This window comes from Methanobacterium sp. BAmetb5 (assembly GCF_003491305.1).
Classification (GTDB): domain Archaea; phylum Methanobacteriota; class Methanobacteria; order Methanobacteriales; family Methanobacteriaceae; genus Methanobacterium.
In genome coordinates, this window is sequence record NZ_CP022706.1 from 2,025,001 (window position 1) to 2,041,876 (window position 16,876).

The 16,876-nt window shown below is 42.6% G+C and carries 18 protein-coding genes (1 of these 18 cut by a window edge); 2 read left to right on the plus strand and 16 right to left on the minus strand.

Going from position 1 to position 16,876, the window contains the following annotated elements:
- From CIT02_RS10060 to CIT02_RS10115, 12 genes are all read right to left on the minus strand, one after another.
- Nucleotides 1–181, minus strand: partial view of an ATP synthase subunit A gene (locus CIT02_RS10060; protein WP_292612110.1) — the start only. Its footprint begins 1,574 nt before the window's first position; only the first 181 of its 1,755 coding nucleotides appear in the window; it begins with the start codon at nt 179–181; the stop codon falls past the left edge of the window.
- On the minus strand, nt 178–492 hold the full coding sequence (locus tag CIT02_RS10065) for a V-type ATP synthase subunit F (RefSeq protein WP_292612112.1): 315 nt from the start codon (nt 490–492) through the stop codon (nt 178–180). Before CIT02_RS10065 ends, CIT02_RS10060 begins: the two co-directional genes overlap by 4 nt.
- Nucleotides 489–1,646, minus strand: coding sequence for a V-type ATP synthase subunit C (locus CIT02_RS10070; RefSeq protein ID WP_292612114.1), 1,158 nt, complete (start codon nt 1,644–1,646; stop codon nt 489–491). Before CIT02_RS10070 ends, CIT02_RS10065 begins: the two co-directional genes overlap by 4 nt.
- Before the next feature lie 16 nt (nt 1,647–1,662).
- Nucleotides 1,663–2,286: a V-type proton ATPase subunit E gene (locus CIT02_RS10075; RefSeq protein ID WP_292614963.1), complete on the minus strand. Its 624-nt coding sequence runs from the start codon at nt 2,284–2,286 to the stop codon at nt 1,663–1,665.
- Nucleotides 2,287–2,290: 4 nt separating this feature from the next.
- Complete coding sequence (locus CIT02_RS10080; protein ID WP_048072398.1) at nt 2,291–2,773, minus strand: ATP synthase subunit K; 483 nt, start codon at nt 2,771–2,773, stop codon at nt 2,291–2,293.
- A gap of 1 nt (nt 2,774) precedes the next feature.
- On the minus strand, nt 2,775–4,787 hold the full coding sequence (locus CIT02_RS10085) for a V-type ATP synthase subunit I (protein ID WP_292612118.1): 2,013 nt from the start codon (nt 4,785–4,787) through the stop codon (nt 2,775–2,777).
- Between the two features lie 10 nt (nt 4,788–4,797).
- Nucleotides 4,798–5,112 carry an ATP synthase archaeal subunit H gene (gene ahaH / locus CIT02_RS10090; RefSeq protein WP_292612120.1) on the minus strand — a complete coding sequence of 105 codons (315 nt, stop codon included), beginning with the start codon at nt 5,110–5,112 and terminating at the stop codon, nt 4,798–4,800.
- 99 nt (nt 5,113–5,211) lie between these two features.
- Nucleotides 5,212–6,075, minus strand: coding sequence for a citryl-CoA lyase (locus CIT02_RS10095; protein ID WP_292612123.1), 864 nt, complete (start codon nt 6,073–6,075; stop codon nt 5,212–5,214).
- A 6-nt stretch (nt 6,076–6,081) separates the two neighbouring features.
- Nucleotides 6,082–6,948, minus strand: a complete 867-nt coding sequence (locus CIT02_RS10100) for a fumarate hydratase (protein WP_292612125.1) — start codon at nt 6,946–6,948, stop codon at nt 6,082–6,084.
- A 122-nt stretch (nt 6,949–7,070) separates the two neighbouring features.
- Complete coding sequence (locus tag CIT02_RS10105) at nt 7,071–7,979, minus strand: peptidase (protein WP_292612127.1); 909 nt, start codon at nt 7,977–7,979, stop codon at nt 7,071–7,073.
- A gap of 121 nt (nt 7,980–8,100) precedes the next feature.
- Nucleotides 8,101–9,474, minus strand: coding sequence for an MmgE/PrpD family protein (locus CIT02_RS10110; RefSeq protein WP_292612129.1), 1,374 nt, complete (start codon nt 9,472–9,474; stop codon nt 8,101–8,103).
- Between the two features lie 99 nt (nt 9,475–9,573).
- Nucleotides 9,574–10,857, minus strand: coding sequence for a tRNA(Ile)(2)-agmatinylcytidine synthase (locus CIT02_RS10115; RefSeq protein WP_292612131.1), 1,284 nt, complete (start codon nt 10,855–10,857; stop codon nt 9,574–9,576).
- A 26-nt stretch (nt 10,858–10,883) separates the two neighbouring features.
- On the opposite strand from CIT02_RS10115, the gene CIT02_RS10120 reads away from it, so the two are divergent.
- Nucleotides 10,884–11,840: a transcriptional regulator gene (locus CIT02_RS10120; protein WP_292612132.1), complete on the plus strand. Its 957-nt coding sequence runs from the start codon at nt 10,884–10,886 to the stop codon at nt 11,838–11,840.
- Between the two features lie 128 nt (nt 11,841–11,968).
- Here CIT02_RS10120 and CIT02_RS10125 read toward each other — a convergent pair whose 3' ends face one another.
- The gene (locus tag CIT02_RS10125) at nt 11,969–12,718 is read right to left on the minus strand and encodes a hypothetical protein (RefSeq protein WP_292612134.1); all 750 of its coding nucleotides are present in this window, start codon (nt 12,716–12,718) and stop codon (nt 11,969–11,971) included.
- A 71-nt stretch (nt 12,719–12,789) separates the two neighbouring features.
- Nucleotides 12,790–13,131, minus strand: a complete 342-nt coding sequence (locus tag CIT02_RS10130) for a heavy metal-binding domain-containing protein (RefSeq protein ID WP_292612136.1) — start codon at nt 13,129–13,131, stop codon at nt 12,790–12,792.
- Between the two features lie 404 nt (nt 13,132–13,535).
- On the opposite strand from CIT02_RS10130, the gene serA reads away from it, so the two are divergent.
- On the plus strand, nt 13,536–15,107 hold the full coding sequence (gene serA, locus CIT02_RS10135; RefSeq protein WP_292612138.1) for a phosphoglycerate dehydrogenase: 1,572 nt from the start codon (nt 13,536–13,538) through the stop codon (nt 15,105–15,107).
- 130 nt (nt 15,108–15,237) lie between these two features.
- On the opposite strand, the gene CIT02_RS10140 is transcribed toward serA, so the two are convergent.
- Together CIT02_RS10140 and CIT02_RS10145 are read right to left on the minus strand one after the other, a co-directional pair.
- Nucleotides 15,238–15,681, minus strand: coding sequence for a Mov34/MPN/PAD-1 family protein (locus CIT02_RS10140; RefSeq protein ID WP_292612140.1), 444 nt, complete (start codon nt 15,679–15,681; stop codon nt 15,238–15,240).
- A gap of 207 nt (nt 15,682–15,888) precedes the next feature.
- Nucleotides 15,889–16,635, minus strand: coding sequence for a tRNA(His) guanylyltransferase Thg1 family protein (locus tag CIT02_RS10145; protein WP_292612142.1), 747 nt, complete (start codon nt 16,633–16,635; stop codon nt 15,889–15,891).
- Between the last annotated feature and the right edge of the window lie 241 nt (nt 16,636–16,876).

The window sequence follows — 16,876 nt, forward strand, 5'->3', positions numbered from 1 at the left end:
GTTTCATACCTGCTGTTTCTTCGTAAACCTGGATGGTTGCGGTGTCGCCTTCAAGTTCGATGATCTCACCGATGAGCTTGTCGTCACCTACTTTTACCATCTCGTACATCTGGGTCCCTCTCATACCGTCTGCGGTAATTACCGGACCCGCTATCTTTATTATCTTTCCTTCGGCAGTCATTCTACCATCTCAACCCCGATTACTCGTTTAATAAGCTCTCTGATTGGGTCTGATTCCCGTTCTACTGAGCCTTCTTTATCTGGAATTTCAATTATCATGGGCAGTGCACTTTCACTGCTTATTTTATCTATTGTTTCTCGGATGTTGTCTCCAATTTTTTCAGTGGTTATTATAATGGAGTACTCCTTGGCCAGTTCTTTTAATTTGGCTTCTGCTTCCTCAGTTTCCACAGGAAACCCATCTTTGATACCGCCTAACATAAAACCGGTTACAGTGTCCGGATCGGCCATTACTGCTATTTTTGAACTCATACTAACATCTCCTTGATCATAGCAGGGGTGTATCCTTCCTCACGTTTACCACGGACAATGATCTTCAGGTTTTTGATTTCTTTTTCCTTTTTGCTCAAAAAGCCAATCATAGGTCCGATTCCGAACTGGTTCTTTAAAGCTATCTTTTTAGCAGTTTCATCCACGTGATTATCCAGTGCACTTTCAAAAGCCCCTATGGAGCCAGTTTCATTGTAGGTGGCCATGGCTTCAGCCAGGATAGGAGCGTAATCTGTTCCTTCCAGGCCACTTATTACACCAGCAACATCTTCTGCTTCCATGAGATCCTTCAGTTTCCATTCTCTTATCTGGTAACCGTCACTGATCATGTATGGTTCGATATCCTCGAATTTCAGCCCATCCACTTTGGCCCTTAAGATGATTTTAAGGTTAGTTCCATCCACCATGTTTCCCACGTAGTTTTTGAGGTAGGATGTGTTATCATCTTCAGGAGTACTCACGGTTCGAAGAAGGTTTTCCAGGAGATATTTGTCCAGTGAAGCTTCTAGTGGTAGTAGCATTCCTGTTTCCTGGTAAGTGGGAATAGAATCTTCAAGGAGAGGGGTGTATTCTGTTCCTTCCAGGGCACTTAACACTTCATTTATGCTGTCTGCGTCGATTAATGTGTCCAGTTTATCGGCCAGATCACCAAATGGAACTACCAGGTCCATGGTCTCTTCAGGACTTAAACCTGCTTCCTTGGCAATTATTATGCTTTTAATGTTTTTGATGTCCCATTTCTTCAGGAGAAACTTGAAAGCATCTCGGCTGTTCTCAGGGGTTATTCTAGCTACTAGGTCGTAGTTTTCAGCAAGCTGGGCATCCAGAGCTTTTTCCAGGGGGTACTGATCAATGTATTTTGCGAAATCTGGGAATCCTCTCAGATAGTTTTTCACTTCTTCAATGTTTCCCGCTTCAATGATTTCCTGGAACTGTTTTTCAGTGAATATTCTTCCTATTCTAGCCCTTACCCGTGCATTAGGGTAAGTATAAGGGAACATTCCCAGAACAGGCCTTATAGTTGATATAACTACAATTGCTCCGAAAACTGCTATTACTAGAATTACTGCCGCTAAAAAAGCTTCAATAGAGGGGAATCCCAGTCCGGTGACTAATGAAGTAATGTCCTCTACCATATGAAATCTCCCCTATTTATTTGAACAGTATCCCGGCAACTTCAGATCTTAGAGATTTTTTAAATCTTAACATCCTTGCTTCGATGGTGTTGTTAACTTCTATTTCACCATTTTTGGTTTTCAAAATTGCTCCTCCAATGGTGTTGATGTTTTCGCCCATCTCCAGTTTAGTGGGTTTTCCTGTTTTATCGCTGATACTTTTTTCAATGGATGGTAGGGAACTTTTTATTTTAGCCACATCGCTTTCTTTAACGAGGACTACCATGTCGCCTCCCCTAATTTCTGTACCAGCTTCGATGATTACTTTTTCAAGTGATGTCTTGTATTCAGACGCATCTGAAGAAGCTAATTCTTTAAGCTTTTCTTCTGCTTTGTTGAATGCTTCTTCTATTACTTCTTCTCGAGCCTCAAGTTCCATTCTCCTGGAGTTCATCTTAGCTTCTGAGATGATCTGCTGATATCTCATTTGTGACTGTTTTTCAGCATTTTCTAAGATTTTTTCTTTTTCGGCAACTGCTTGTGCTTCGCCTTCTGAGAGAATGGATTCTTTTTCCTTTTCAGCTTCAGCTAATATGGATTCTGCTTTTATCTGAGCATCAGACATTATACTTGAGACTATTTTCTCTGTCCCGGCACTCATCTTATCATCCTGCCAGAATTCCACCGAATACCATGAGGAGTATAGCAATCAGGAATCCGTAGATAGCCTGGGTTTCGGGTAGTGCAGTGAATATGATACCTCGGGCAAACATGTCTTCATTTTCAACTACTGCTCCTACTGCTGAGGATGCAGTAATACCTTGACCCATACCTGAACCGAGACCGGCGAATCCTATTGCAGCTCCAGCACCTATTGCTACCAGACCTAATGATGCGGGTAATGCTTTGTTGGCCATAATGGTAAATACCATGAGGAGTATAGCAATCAGGAATCCGTAGATAGCCTGGGTTTCGGGTAGTGCAGTGAATATGATACCTCGGGCAAACATGTCTTCATCTTCGGCCACAGCACCTACACTTCCTGCTGCTGCTATTCCCTGACCTAAACCTGATCCTAATCCTGCAAAACCGACGGCTAATCCTGCGCCGATTGCTGCTAATGCTGTTCCTAAAGCGACTTCTACCATGTTATTTTCCTCCTATGTTAGTAAACTTTCTTTTGGCGCGGAAAGCCTTGAATTTCTGACTTCCGCCAATGTAAAACTGAGCGAAAAACTCAACATAATGCAAACGCAGTGCGTTTATGAATGCTCCTAATGTCTGGAAGGCCAGGTTTGCAATCTGTCCTCCAACAAAGACTATAGGGGCAATAACTATTCCAATCAATGGGATCATTTCCGCACAAATTCCAGTTAGAATGTTCACGGTCATGGCTATCCCACCGGTGGAAAGACACAGTGCCAGGAGCCTGGCGTATGATAAAACATTACCCAGGAAACCGGACACATCCATAATTCCAAACATACCGTTGAAATACACCAGCATGATTAAGCTTAATACCAGGACGCCTATTCCGGCGTACATCAGTATTCCACCTCCCAATAAGAGGTAGCCTAATGCCAGTAATACTACACCTGCTTCCAGGATGAACCACACAATTTGGGCTCCTAAAGCTTCTTTGATGTCCCCACGGACTATGTTGTTGTAGGCTCCAATGGCTAAACCCAGGTTCAGGTGTAGAACACCCACCAGTATGGCGATTATAAGAATGTTTTCTGGGTGTGCAAAGGAGTTTATGGATGGTATGGTGGTTGGCAGAGCCATAGCTGTATCTCCCCAGATAAAGCGGGGTATAAAGTCTCCAATGAAACTATTGGTTGCCAGTCCTAGTATTAAAGCCCATACTCCACAGGCAATCATTATTAGTCCCATGTTGGCCATGGTTTTGCTGTTTTTACCCAGACCCCGGAATATAATGTAACCAATGAGGGCATCGGCTATACCATAACCTGCTTCGGTAAGACAGAAACCGAAGAAAAATGGAAAGACAATGGCCATGAGTATGGTGGGGTCAACTTCCCGGTAATTGGGGGGAGAATACATGTGCACAAACATTTCGTAGGGTTTGGCGAATTTGGGGTTGTCCAGTTGAACTGGAATTTCGTCCTTTTCCACATCAGGGTCAGTTACATCTACAATGGAATGACCTTCAGTTGAATTGTCAATGGTTAAAAGGGCGTTTTTGAGTTTTTTCTCTGGAACCCATCCTTCAAACAAAACAGTTTTTTCAGTTTCACCAAAGGAAGAAAAGACTTCGTTACGTTGTTTTTCGATTTCTAACTCTTCTTTAAGAGCTCGGAGTTCTTCAAACCATTCAGCAGATATATCTGCCAGTTGGTTTAAGATAGATTCTTTTTCATGGGCTATTGATTCCAGTTCAGACTGTGATTTCCCGATTAGTTCATCGGGTTTACCACTTAGCCCTGAAAATTCAAATCTTTCAAACTCCATTTTACGTAACTGACTTAAAACTTCTTCAGCGTGTTTATTAACCGTTACAACGACCAGTATTTTGAATCCTTTGGATTCGCTATCCTGATCAAAAACTACAATTTCGTCAGTTAAATCCTTCAGATTACCCATGAACTTATCATAGGATTCTAAGGATAGTTTTCCTGCAATAACAGAGACATAATCAGATTCTTCCAGAAGACCGAGATCTACATTAAAATTAGAAAGATTACGAGCAACTCTAAGGGCATTTTCCAGTTCGGTTTTCCTAGAGTCAAGCTGGTTAATTTTTTCTTCCAGGGGTTTGGTTTTGGATTCAACTTCCCCCAGTATTTTTTCGGCCTTTTGAATTAATTCTTGGGTGTCCAGGGCTTCTACTTCTACTTTTTTAATTGGTGGGGGGTTTATGAAACCCTTGACCAAGGGTAAAATTCCCTTCTCTTTTCTGGACATTGATTTTAGAAAATCAACAGTTCCCGACGTTTTCATCAAAAGGGAAGAAATTTTACCGGTAAAAGGAGAGGTGCTGGATGGTTTCAGGATCTGTCTCCATTCTGCGTCCTGTTGTATTCGCTCGGATATATCTTCAATCTGGACCAAGCCTGCTTCGTGAAGTGAACTCACTGCCGAATCAGCGTACTTGTCCAAGGTGATTATCCTGAGCTTTTTCATCCTTGCCGGCTTGAACATGGTACTCACACTATAATATACTTTTTACAATGACTTCAGCAGCCTCATCAACCATACCGGTAGCTTTTGTTTTTGTTACTTCTACTTTTTCAGTTGTTTGATTAGTTATTTGGTATGCTTCCTTTTTGGCTTTAGTTTCGGCTTCAAAAGTGATCTTCTCAGCATCACTGTTGGCCTCTTCTTTGGCCTTTTCTATGGTTTCTTTTGATTTGGATTTGGCTTCTTGGATCATTTCAGAAGACTTGGCTTTTGTGTCCTCTATTAGTTTATAGGCATCACTTTCAGCCTTCTTTATTGTTGTTATTGCTTCTGATATCGTTGTCATTTAAATCACCCTAATATGACCATGATAAACGGAGTTCTATTGAGGCTTATATTTATCTTTTGCTATTTAATTTTTTGAGTATGAAAAAGAGGAGAGGAGTTATTTAGAAATATTAAGTTCGTTCCGGTCACTATCAACATTTCTGGATTCCAGACCATTGTAATAAATATCTTCAACCTCAACAAACTTTCTAAAAGAATTTTCAACAGAGTTTTCTTCATTAATATGAGAAACAAGTGCTGGAACTCTTCCTATTGTAAAAATACCCGTTCCTAATTTCCAGTCAAAGCCCATATCTGACAGTATCCCGGCATTGGCTCCATCAATGTTCATGTGAATGCCCTTCATTTCCAGGAGTAATTTTTCAATGGAAACAATTAGTTCGGTGTGAATTCCAAAACAACCATATTTTTTGGCTACTTTGATAAGTTTGGCTGGTCTGGGGTCTTTATGATGGAAACGGTGCCCAAATCCGGGTATTTTTTTACCCTTCTTCAGGAAGTGTTCCACCACCATTAACGCTGAATTTTTCAACTCCTCACTGGAAGAAGGAGGACCATTGGAACCAACGCCTTCCTTAACCACGTGTTGCACAATACGCATGGACCGTTCCAGAGCTCCAGCATGGTATTTGCCAAAGGAGGACACTCCTCCTGCAACACAGGTGTTCATGGGGGCACCAGTGGAGGCCATGATCCGGGCCACCTGGGTACTGGGGGGAGTTACCCCGTGATCACAGAAGGAAACTAAGACTGCTTCCATCATCTTCGCCTCTTTTTCCGGGGGAAGTTCACCCTTTAAGAGTAAATATACCATTTCTGAAAAGGAAATATTCCCTATTAAATCTTCCTGGGGATATCCCCTGGTAGTTATACGGTCCGGTTCCACCTTGGTGATGGAGGTTCTCCACTTGGGCTTGGTAAGTTTAAGTAAATTTTCCACAGTCTCTCTTCCAATTGCCATTATTCCTCACTCCAGTACATCTTGTGAAATATAAATCGATGATTTCCTTGGCTCAACACAGCAGCAGGGACGCATACAAACAATTCGCACTCCACTGGCCCTTTGAGGTCCAATTTTAACCATGCTCCCCAGTGCAGTGACCGAACCCCCCAGAACAAGGGCCCCCACATTGGTACTGTTCAATGAATCAGTTATCTTCTTTTCAATTGATGATTGATGATGGAGGTTGCTGTACGCCATTGCCTTAAGCATCAGTGATGAAGCTTCAAAGTGGGTTCTACCAACGCCCAGTGCCGGAATACATGGTGTACACCCCAACTTAGGAATCTCTGATCTCATCCATGTAAGCGCTTCCTTAAAAAGGTTTCCATGATCCCGCTGGTGAAAAACACGATAAGTGTGACTCCTTATCTCTGGACCCCCACCTAACATCAGTACATGGATTTTAAGGCCCTTATCATTCATTTTATCCACCAAAATCGATGGAGGTATTACCTTTCCCGGATCACTGGCCAGTCCCCTGCTTTGTTCAATACGTTCGATATCATCCCCACAAACCGCCATTGGTCGTCCGGGGAGTTTTCTAAGGCCATCTTCCACACCCTCTTCTATTTGGTGGAATAAGTCTGGTTTAAATGGTGTTTCAGGTCCTAATTCAACTAGTACATGGGGAATACCAGTGTCATCGCACAGGGGGACTTTATTACTCCGGGCAATCCTGGCGTTTTCCAGGAGTAACTCCAGAACCCAGCGGGCATTATCATTTACCTCCCTCTGAATAGCCTTCTGGTAGGCATGGATCTGATCCTCCCTAAAAGTTGTGCTGGCTTCTATTACTGCATTTTTGACCAAGTCTCTGATATTTATGGGCATAAACGTCTCCTAACCGGTAATCAATTAAATACTAACTGGAAAGTGGGATTTTAACATTGGAGTGAGATTTAACCAGTGGATATGATGTTAATCTTTTTTTATGGATTGGATTCAACTGAATCTTACTTCAGTGAAGGTATGGCCAGATCTGCTGCTCCCGGGGAAGAAATGATTGCTTCGGGGTAAAAACGGTTGACCATGCTCTGCACCAGTAAAACCTGCCTGGCCCGGGCACCAGCTTCTTTACGGGTGGTATCATATCCATGGTGGGCGGCAACAGAACCTCCGGTTTTAAGGTACACGGGGCATGCTTTTTTGATTATCTCCGGCACTTCATAATGTCTGATGAAACCTCCGGAAGACTGGGGATTTTCCGTGTGGATATCCAGTGATATAGATAGGGATTCCCTTATGGCGGCCAGCATTGCTATCTGCAGATCCCTCACCGGATTAAATGAATCTGCCCCAATATCCTCCAGTAATCGTGCCGAAGCAGGATTTCCATGACCACAGTGGGCAGATACCTTGAAGTGAACATTTAAGGGTAATTCTCCTTCTTCACGCATTTTATTCAAAACCCAGAGAAGACCCTCATCATAAACCACTATACCCCTCACACCCAGTTCCACGGCCCTTCTAACATCTTCAATAGCATAGGTCAGGTTGTCATAACCACGGAGACGGTAACCGATCCGGGCCCCTTCCCGGGTCTGGGCGGTAGCACTGGTATCATAGGGAGCACGGGGACCCACACTTAAAAAGAGTTCCATCCGGGCATCACGGGCCAGGTCCATCATTTCCATAATTTCCCGGTCAGTGAGGAGCATAATTCCCTTGGTCTGTGTCACCCGGTGTACCTGAACCTCGTAATTATCTAAAGCAGCTATAAGGCCTTCCAATGATTCTGGTTTCTGAATACCAGGGACTTCAAATCGGTACTGAGCACCATCGGGAAATCTCCGGGGCGAATCGGGCAAAGGGTTAGATGGTCGGGTAATCCCAATCTTATTCAAAAATTCACTTGTGTCCATATATACTACTCCCACCTGTTGTTTAATCATAGATTTAACTTAATACTTAAGGATCGATTTTACTAAATGATGGATATTTAACCGTATTATTTATATTTACATCATTATTTATGCCTAATACTCATTTTACAAGGTATTTGAACTCATAATTAAGTGATTTCATTAATTCACTTAAATTTGAATTCTCTAAATCATCAATGACATCCAAAACCCTTAAATCAACCTTAGGATTCAGTTCATGGAACTTACCCAACAGTTCATCCTTGGTGAATGGGTTTTCAGGTTCTCCCTTAGCCAGATCAATCCTCTCCTGGTAAGAATGATTTAAAATTTTCAGGGTAACCTGTGAAGGTCTTTTTTGAGGGTAAAGCTGGTTGAATGTTTCAACACGCTTTATCTGGATCTTACGGGTAATCTCCCGGATTTTCTGGGCATCAACACTATCTTTACCCTGGAAAGCGGTGATTTCAATATCTTCAATATTTAAACCCCCCTTTAAAATTGCCAGGGCCATGCTCACTGGTAAACTCTGCCGGACACCCTCCACAGTTTCGGGATGATACTCCTCATGTTTAGCCGCAATATCATAGGTTTCAACAGTTATATCCTGGATATCCTGGATTTTAACATTTTTATTCTCCATAATATGGAGGGTGGCATCGAGGGAGGAATGTAAATGTCGGCAGACTGGATATTTTTTGAAGTAAACCCCTGAAATTTCAAAGTTTCCGGGAGTTGATTCCCAGGTTTCATCTTCAGGATCAGGGCATTTTTTTCCTGTACAATCACCCATGGCATTAAATAATCCTTCCATCCCTTCTAAAATGGTGTGGGCTCCGGTAAAACCTTTTATGGCCAGTAATGCTGACAGAACTCCAGATTGGGCTGCGCGACCGGCATGAAGGTGTTTGCCCATACTTCCAGCATGGTCTGATTCCAGTAATCCTGCAGCCTGGGTCCCGGCCAGTCCCAGGGTATTTAAAATTTCTTCTCCCTCAAGTTCTAATATTTTCGCTGCTGCTGCTGCTGCGCCAATGGTTCCACAGGTACCGGTGGTGTGGAAACCTTTCTGGCGGTGACCAGGGTTTACAATCTTGCCTAACCTTATGGCCACTTCGTATCCTACCACCAGGGACGTTATAAATTCCCTTCCCGACTTGTTACCTGATTCAGCCAGGGATAGTGCGGCGGGTATTACACAGGCCCCGGGATGAAGCTGGGCCAACCGGTGACCATCATCCAGGTCCAGGCAATGGGCAGAAACCCCGTTGGCCAGTGCGGCATCAGGGGCATGGGAGTTACTTCCTCCGATAACCGTGGATTTATCTCCCAGAGGTATGATATCTCTTATAATTTGTCCACTCTTGCTACGAGAACCTCGGAGTGAGACCCCTAAAAAATCCAGGAAGCATAACTTTGCCTGTTCAATAACTTCCGGGGGGAGGTCCTGATAGTTCAATGAACCAATGAATTCTGCAATATCTTGGGTGAACATGTTGTACCTCTAAGGAATTATGCATCTAAGGAATAAAAGTGGCCTCTAAGATTAACCTCTAAGATTAAAAGGGACTAAGATCAGGATTAATATTCCAAATCAACCCCTGACCAGGGGTTTGCTCAGATGTCTACGGGCAGAAGGAGGAACTTCATAAAAACCTTTACTTATGGTTCTTTTAACTTCTCTCTTTTCTCTAACTTCATCTTCCCCATCCCCACCTATTTTACTACCACATTTAGGACATTTATAACCTTTATTCTTCCCCGCGGACTTCATACGTTTTCCACATTCACAGAGGGGGTTAAGATATTCATATACCGTGGTTAAATCAGTTATTTCAATCTTTTCCATGTTGAGGGTGCCCTTATTCCCAATTCCGCCACAGACCACCAGCTGGTCTCCAGGGGCCAGCTTTCGTACCACATCACGGAACTTTTTGGTGGGTTCATAGGCGGCACATTCTATCTCACCGGAATCATCCTCCAGGGTGAAAATTATGTGCCCCCCTTCAATAACCATTGGTTGGGTTTTAACCGTTCCCTGGATAATGTAGCACTGGAACTGTCTCATCTGGTCGATGGAATCTATTTTTTGAAGGTGCATATCCGTGTGTTGGTTGGTTAAAAATACTCGGAATGATTCCACGGGCTCATTTACCTTCACCATTTTATGGGCTTCCTCCACGGCCTCCGGGCTCTCTCCCCTGATCCCGTAAAGCACGGGGCAGGGGGTGTGGGGAGTTATGGCCATGTAACCATCGTCAATGTTATCAAAAGTATCAGGGTAAGTTTCCTGGTTCATTTCCAGTACAGAATCAGCATCAACCTTTCTATGTGTACCGTAGTTGGCCGGGTCGCGGTAGGCCAAAAGTTCATAGGTAAAGTCATCAAGGGGGCAGCCAATAGCTGCCAGGGAGCCAATAATCCCCCTTCCCTTTTTAAACTTGAAAATCTCCGCCCCTATTTTCTGAGCCAACTTTTCAGCTTCTTCCTGGGTTACAATGGTGCGTATGGTTCGCCGGGCGTAGTCCTCCATTTCAGGGGTTATTTCCCCTTCATAAAATACCACACCAGGATTGGTTTTAGGGTCATCCATAACTGAAAGTTTTTCCACCAGGTCCAAAATCAGTTTTTTGGCTTTACCAACTTCCTCCCTGGATTTTAAAACCATCTTAAATGATACTCCTCCGTTTCCCCTTGTTTTATGAGGTGCGAAGGGGTTGAGGCGTATCAGGCGAGGTGGTCCATCCACCCGGAAACCACAACTTTTAAGTTGGTCCATAATCACACTACATATATATGTGGTGCACATTCCACTGGCAGAGTCAGTGTCATCCAGGCCCACGTAAACTCTAAATAAATCCAAATTATTATCATTCATGTAAATTATCACCGGGGTGTTTTTTCATGTCGAACATGCCCATACCTAGAGATCAAATTATCACTCAGATCAACGAGCTCCTATCCAAGCATGGTTTTGACACTTCTAATATATATGATAGAAGTTGTTTTGATCTGGTGGCCCGGAAGGAACTACTTTTACTTTTAATGAAGGTACTGGTTAACGTGGATGGGTTCAGTATAGCCCACGCCCAGGAAATTAAAAGGGTAGCCCGTACCTTCTTTGGTTCACCACTCTTGGTGGGTCTTAAATCCAAGAATGAAGTTTTAGAAGAAGACGTGGTCTACGAACGTCATGGAATCCCCGTCATTGCCCCTTCAACCCTGCGGAACATAGTGGTGGAGGAGGTATATCCGGAGATATTTGCCGACCGAGGCGGTTACTATGTGGAAATTGACGGCCAGATAGTCAAGGAAATGAGAGAGCAGCACAACCTTTCACTGAAGGATCTGGCAGACCAGGCCCATGTATCTCGGGAAACAATATACAAATATGAAACTGGCCGGGTAAGAGCCCAGCCAGACACTGCATTTTTACTGGAAAGCATCCTTAACATGAGGATCACCCTTTCAGTTAACCTGTTTGCAGTTCCCCCTAAGGAAGAGGAAACTGAAGTTAAAAAGGGTGAACCCCGGGAACTGGTTGATTTAGGTTTTGGAGTTATTAACACCAATAGAACACCCTTTGATGCCCTGGCCCAGGCAGAAGCCACTTCTAAGAAGGCAGAACCTCTCATCACGGATCTGGAGAAAAACCGGAACCAGAAGGTACTGCGTAAAATGGCCACCAACCTCAATGATCTTTCCGCAGTGATCGGCACGGACGCAGTCTTTATAATGGAAAATAAGAAGACTAAGGAGTCTATTGATGGAATACCTGTGGTTCACAGCTGGGAAATTGGTGAAATGAAGGATCCTGCTGAATTTTTGAAGATGCTGGCTGAAAGAAGGGAATGTAATTAAATCGTGTGTTTCTTTTATTGGCTTTATTCTTTCATATTTTTGGTTTTTTCTTTAATTTGAGCAAATTTCAAATTAAAATTAAAAAATTAAACATTAAAGAACTTATAAAAAAATATTGATGAACCCCTTCAACATTCAAATAGGTTTGAAAAGGTTTCTTCTGCTTCTTTTTCGGAAGCTATGCCCAGGGCCACCATATCCACATAATCTACTGTTTTAAGGTAATCAAATGCCTTACCCGGGGTCATTATTCCCGCAGCAAGCACGTGCATGGCAATTATGGTTTTATCCAGTTTATGGATCATTTCACCAAATTCCGTCCTAACCTCTGGTCCAAAGGTATCCGTGTCCATCAGGTAGCCCAGCTGGTTAAGGGGGACCATGTAAAGCTCGAAATCATTTAGTATGGGTGATTTCAATAGTTCTTGGGTGGTTTTAAATGGAAACTGGGTCACCAGGCCAGGCACTGCGCCAGTATCCTTGATAAGATCCAGTTTTTCTCCCAGGGCCTCCCAATCTCTCTGGTCAGTGATCACGGGATCAACCAGCATGGACCGGGCATTTAAATCTGATAAAAGTGCAACATCCTCAGTTTCAGATTCTGGGCGGATGGTAGCTATAATATCCAGGGGGAAACCTTCTTCACGTGCCATTTCCAGGGCTTCTACCACTGGGGGATATGGTATTAACTGGATTCCCCGGACTCCCATTTCATAGGATTTGATCATCACCTTGGCCATTGCCCCGGGGTTACGGTAAAGATCCAGGAGATACAGTCGGGCACGATGTCCGAAATGAGATGCACCACTAAAGGGGGAAGTCCCCAGTAAAGTACGGGGGATCTTTTTTCCTTCTACTTCCAGGTAACCTTCTAACATTTTATCATTAATTAAAAATTGATTTTTATTAAATTACGGTCAGATTTTCAGTTTTTTGGAGTGAATACCATTTATTCGACTTTATGGGCTATAACCGCAGTTCCAAAGACTAGTATCTCCTGCATTACATCAGAAATATCATTGGAGTCGTAACGGGCACTTATTATGGCGTTGGCTCCCATGGCCTTGGCATGGTCAATGGCCCGGGTCATGGCTTCATCCCTGGTTTCTTCCATCATACTCACATATTCCTTGATTTCTCCACCGAACATGGAACGTATCCCGGCACCAATTTGGCCTCCTACACCCCTACTGCGTACGGTAAGACCGTAAACAAAACCCTTAGTTTCGGTAATTTCATATCCAGGTATGTAATTTGAGCTTACAATAATGTATTCATCTACTGAGACCATGGTTTAACCTCCTGATATATCCCCTTTTTAGAGATTTATTCAAATTATCAACATTCATAATTGATATTTTAAGGTATATATTTATATGGGTGATTTAAATCTTTAAATAGATTTTAAACAACCTAATGCATCTGAAATTATTTTTAGATACTCAATTGTCATGAAAATAAACAGATATAACTTTAAATTTATTCATTTTTCAAATGATTAGATTTGGATAGTTAAAACCAGGATGATGACCGGGGCTAAGGGTGTTAATTGGGATTTTTCCCATAAGATTATAATGATCACCCCGATGGGACAAACAGATTTAAATCTATATCCCATCTAATAGAATACTTGAACGATTCATAATGGAATTTGCTTTATAAAATTGAGTAATAAAAATGGATAACGTGGATAATATGAATGTACTTATCGCTGATCAGATAAACCAGAAAGGAATTGAAGAACTGGAAGAGGTTGCCGAGGTTGTTGCGCGTACCGATATCACTCCCGAAGAACTGGTGAAGGATATCAAGGATTTTGATGCTATTGTAGTAAGAAGCAGAACCAAAGTAACCCGAGAAGTTATTGAAGCAGCTCCTCTCTTGAAGATCATTGCCCGGGCAGGAGTGGGCGTGGATAATGTGGATGTGGAAGCAGCCACGGAAAGGGGAGTAATGGTGGTAAACGCACCAGAATCCACTTCAGTAACTGTGGCCGAACACACCATGGGCCTGGTTTTAGCCATGTCCCGGAAGATAGCCCTGGCTGATAAATCAGTTAAGGAAGGTAAATGGGAAAAGAGCAGGTTCATGGGAATGGAACTCAACGGCAAGACCCTGGGTATAGTGGGCATGGGCCGTATAGGCAGCCAGGTGGTTATCCGAGCCAAGGCATTTGGTATGGATATCATGGTCTACGACCCCTACATCACTCCGGAAGCAGCTGCAGATCTGGGAGTTGAAGTGGTTGACCTTGAAACACTCTTAAAGAATGCGGATGTCATTACCATCCACGTGCCACTCACCCCAGAAACCAAATACCTGATCTCTCTGCCCCAGTTCAAATTGATGAAAGAAAACGCTATTATTGTTAACTGCGCCCGTGGAGGAATAATCAAGGAGTCTGACCTCTATGAAGCATTAAGTAGTGGCGAAATAGCAGGTGCTGCCCTTGATGTTTATGAAACCGAGCCGCCAAAGGAAAACCCCCTCCTGGAACTGGATAACATTGTACTGACTCCCCACATAGCTGCTTCAACCTCTGAAGCCCAGCGTGATGCCGCCATAATTGTGGCCCGGGAAATTAAGAAGGTGTTTCAGGGAGATTCGCCTAAAAATGTTATAAACATGCCAGTGATGGATACCGAAACTTTTCGGCTAATTAAACCTTTCTTTGGTCTGGCTGAAAAACTGGGTAAATTTCTCATTCAAACTGCCAAGGGTAACATCACCGAGCTGGATATCACTTACTGCGGAGAACTCGCTGAGGTTCAGAAAAATGACATCCTCACCAGGATGATCCTGCAGGAAATCCTCAACCCCATACTCACCGAGCCAGTTAACATGGTAAACGCTCCGGGAGTGGCTAAAAATAGAGGAATAATGGTTACCGAAGCTAAAAGATGTGATTCTAGGGGTTACAAGGACCTTATAAATATCAAAATGAAAGCTGATGGTAATGAGGTCATTGTTGAGGGTGTATTTGATAAAGAACCCAAAATAGTGAAGATCAACAGTTACCAGGTGGATGTGGAAACCGAAGGAACCATGGTCATTGTACGATACAAAGATATACCTGGAATCATAGGCTCTATTGGAACCAAACTGGGTGAACACGAAATAAACATAGCCAAAATGCAAGTTGGCCGGCAAACTCAAGGTGGAGAAGCAGTTATGGTCCTTAAAGTGGACCAAAAGGTTTCCAAAGACGTGGAAGATGCAGTCAAATCCCTGGATAATGTTTACGATGCCGTGGCTCTAAATCTGTAGTTTAGAAAATAAAGTAGGGTTTAATTTCTTATATTTTTTTTAAACCCTTAAAAATTACTTTTTATTCATTTTTTTTTATTCTTAAGCCTTTGTTCAACGTTTTATATTAGGGGTTCACATTTTCCTGGTTTCACAATATACGATAATCAGCCAGTTCCCCAAAGGTATCGTAGGCAATGATACTATCTTCAGTGTAGGGATAGGCGATTATCAGGTGAAACAAGCCATTTTTGGCAAAAAAATGCAGGTCTGCGGTAGAAGGAGAGGCACTGGGAGTGGGATGGCTGTGCACTGATCCCACTGTACCGGTGGTGAGGGGCATCATGAAGGTTTTCATCACTGCCCCCTGGTGGGATGTTTCCCCGGGTAAAAAGACAAGACCATCTACTCTTAAAATGTTTTCTTTTATTTTACCTTCCAGGAGGGCAACAAATTCCAGGGGATGGGATTCTCTAGCGATCTGGATTATCTCTCCCACGACCTCCCGGTCCAGGATTACTTCCTCGAATTTTTTACCGTTATTTCCCAGTAAAAATCCGAGGAATCTATCTATCCAGTTTTTGTTTTCAGCCATGTAGATCGAGTTCCGGTTTTATTCACTCCAAGATTTACATTTAAATTTCACTCAGATAGCCTAAATCCTATTATTTTATGTGTAATATTTTGAGTATTTTCAGTATCTCCCTTAGTAATTATTCCAAATAATCCTCACCATATAACTCACCAGGGCTTAGGGAGATATATCACTAGGCATAAGAAATCTACTACAATAAGATGATTTTCATTTTAACATGGATTTAGAGGTGAAGAACTTTTCATCAAACCGGGGAAGTTCCCAGTCCACGAATATCTTCTTCCTCTGAGATTTTACCTTTTGGTTGGTCAGGGGGTTTATACCCTCCACTTCAAATTCTTTTTTGTAAATTCCAACTCCCCTCCTCTGCCAGGAGGGCATCTCCGCTAAATTAATTCCCTTCTGGAAGAGTATTTCGTGTAACTGGCTGCTTTTCTTTTTATGGAGTATTTGCATGGATTCATCCTGTGGATGTGTTTCCCGTAATTTCCAGTAGGAGTATCCGTTTAAACAGTTCCTCCAGGATTCAGCCTGTCTCCACTGGAAGTACTCCACTACTCCCTGGTCTGATAAAGGTATTAACCGCGAGTCAAAGGAAATGGACTTAGTTCCCTTAACTTTTTCCTTAAACTTGTCCTGGCCCATGATTTCACGGGTAAATGCGCTGCTCAGGAAGCTAGCCAGCACGGAATCTATCTTTTCAACCCTCCCGGCAAAGGGTATTTCCCCTAAAAGCAGGTTAACCTCATCGGAGAATGTATAGATAAATCGGGGGCTGAACTCTTTAAAGAGTTGACTGGATGATTCAGTAATGATCTTCACGAATTCAATGTCGTAGGGTTTTTCAAACTCCAGTTTACGGGATAATTGGGAGAAATTTCTGCCATCCAGTCTTAAAACAATGTTGGAAGTGCAGGGAACCTTTAAACTGGAAAATATTTCACATTTTTTCATGTAATCAGCATAGATTTTTATTAAGATTTTTTTGGGGTTCTTATTTTAGTAAATATAAGGTTAGTAATTTAAGGTGAATCCTCAGGGATATTCTAAATGGGTAAGCATTTTAAGATTAGCTGTTCCTAATTATCTATTATAATATTGGTGTGGAATGAGTTATAAAATTAGGGTAAAATTGGGTTTTAAGAAGGTTATTCATTAACTGATAAAAAAAAGGCCCTGAAAATGATTTAATAAA

Excerpts from the sequence above, each read along its gene's own strand:
- CIT02_RS10065 (WP_292612112.1), bottom strand. The coding sequence starts at position 492 with ATGAGTTCAAAAATAGCAGTAATGGCCGATCCGGACACTGTAACCGGT.
- CIT02_RS10070 (WP_292612114.1), bottom strand. The coding sequence starts at position 1,646 with ATGGTAGAGGACATTACTTCATTAGTCACCGGACTGGGATTCCCCTCT.
- CIT02_RS10075 (WP_292614963.1), bottom strand. The coding sequence starts at position 2,286 with ATGAGTGCCGGGACAGAGAAAATAGTCTCAAGTATAATGTCTGATGCT.
- CIT02_RS10080 (WP_048072398.1), bottom strand. The coding sequence starts at position 2,773 with ATGGTAGAAGTCGCTTTAGGAACAGCATTAGCAGCAATCGGCGCAGGA.
- CIT02_RS10085 (WP_292612118.1), bottom strand. The coding sequence starts at position 4,787 with ATGTTCAAGCCGGCAAGGATGAAAAAGCTCAGGATAATCACCTTGGAC.
- ahaH (WP_292612120.1), bottom strand. The coding sequence starts at position 5,112 with ATGACAACGATATCAGAAGCAATAACAACAATAAAGAAGGCTGAAAGT.
- CIT02_RS10095 (WP_292612123.1), bottom strand. The coding sequence starts at position 6,075 with ATGGCAATTGGAAGAGAGACTGTGGAAAATTTACTTAAACTTACCAAG.
- CIT02_RS10100 (WP_292612125.1), bottom strand. The coding sequence starts at position 6,948 with ATGCCCATAAATATCAGAGACTTGGTCAAAAATGCAGTAATAGAAGCC.
- CIT02_RS10105 (WP_292612127.1), bottom strand. The coding sequence starts at position 7,979 with ATGGACACAAGTGAATTTTTGAATAAGATTGGGATTACCCGACCATCT.
- CIT02_RS10110 (WP_292612129.1), bottom strand. The coding sequence starts at position 9,474 with ATGTTCACCCAAGATATTGCAGAATTCATTGGTTCATTGAACTATCAG.
- CIT02_RS10115 (WP_292612131.1), bottom strand. The coding sequence starts at position 10,857 with ATGAATGATAATAATTTGGATTTATTTAGAGTTTACGTGGGCCTGGAT.
- CIT02_RS10120 (WP_292612132.1), top strand. The coding sequence starts at position 10,884 with ATGTCGAACATGCCCATACCTAGAGATCAAATTATCACTCAGATCAAC.
- CIT02_RS10125 (WP_292612134.1), bottom strand. The coding sequence starts at position 12,718 with ATGTTAGAAGGTTACCTGGAAGTAGAAGGAAAAAAGATCCCCCGTACT.
- CIT02_RS10130 (WP_292612136.1), bottom strand. The coding sequence starts at position 13,131 with ATGGTCTCAGTAGATGAATACATTATTGTAAGCTCAAATTACATACCT.
- serA (WP_292612138.1), top strand. The coding sequence starts at position 13,536 with ATGAATGTACTTATCGCTGATCAGATAAACCAGAAAGGAATTGAAGAA.
- CIT02_RS10140 (WP_292612140.1), bottom strand. The coding sequence starts at position 15,681 with ATGGCTGAAAACAAAAACTGGATAGATAGATTCCTCGGATTTTTACTG.
- CIT02_RS10145 (WP_292612142.1), bottom strand. The coding sequence starts at position 16,635 with ATGAAAAAATGTGAAATATTTTCCAGTTTAAAGGTTCCCTGCACTTCC.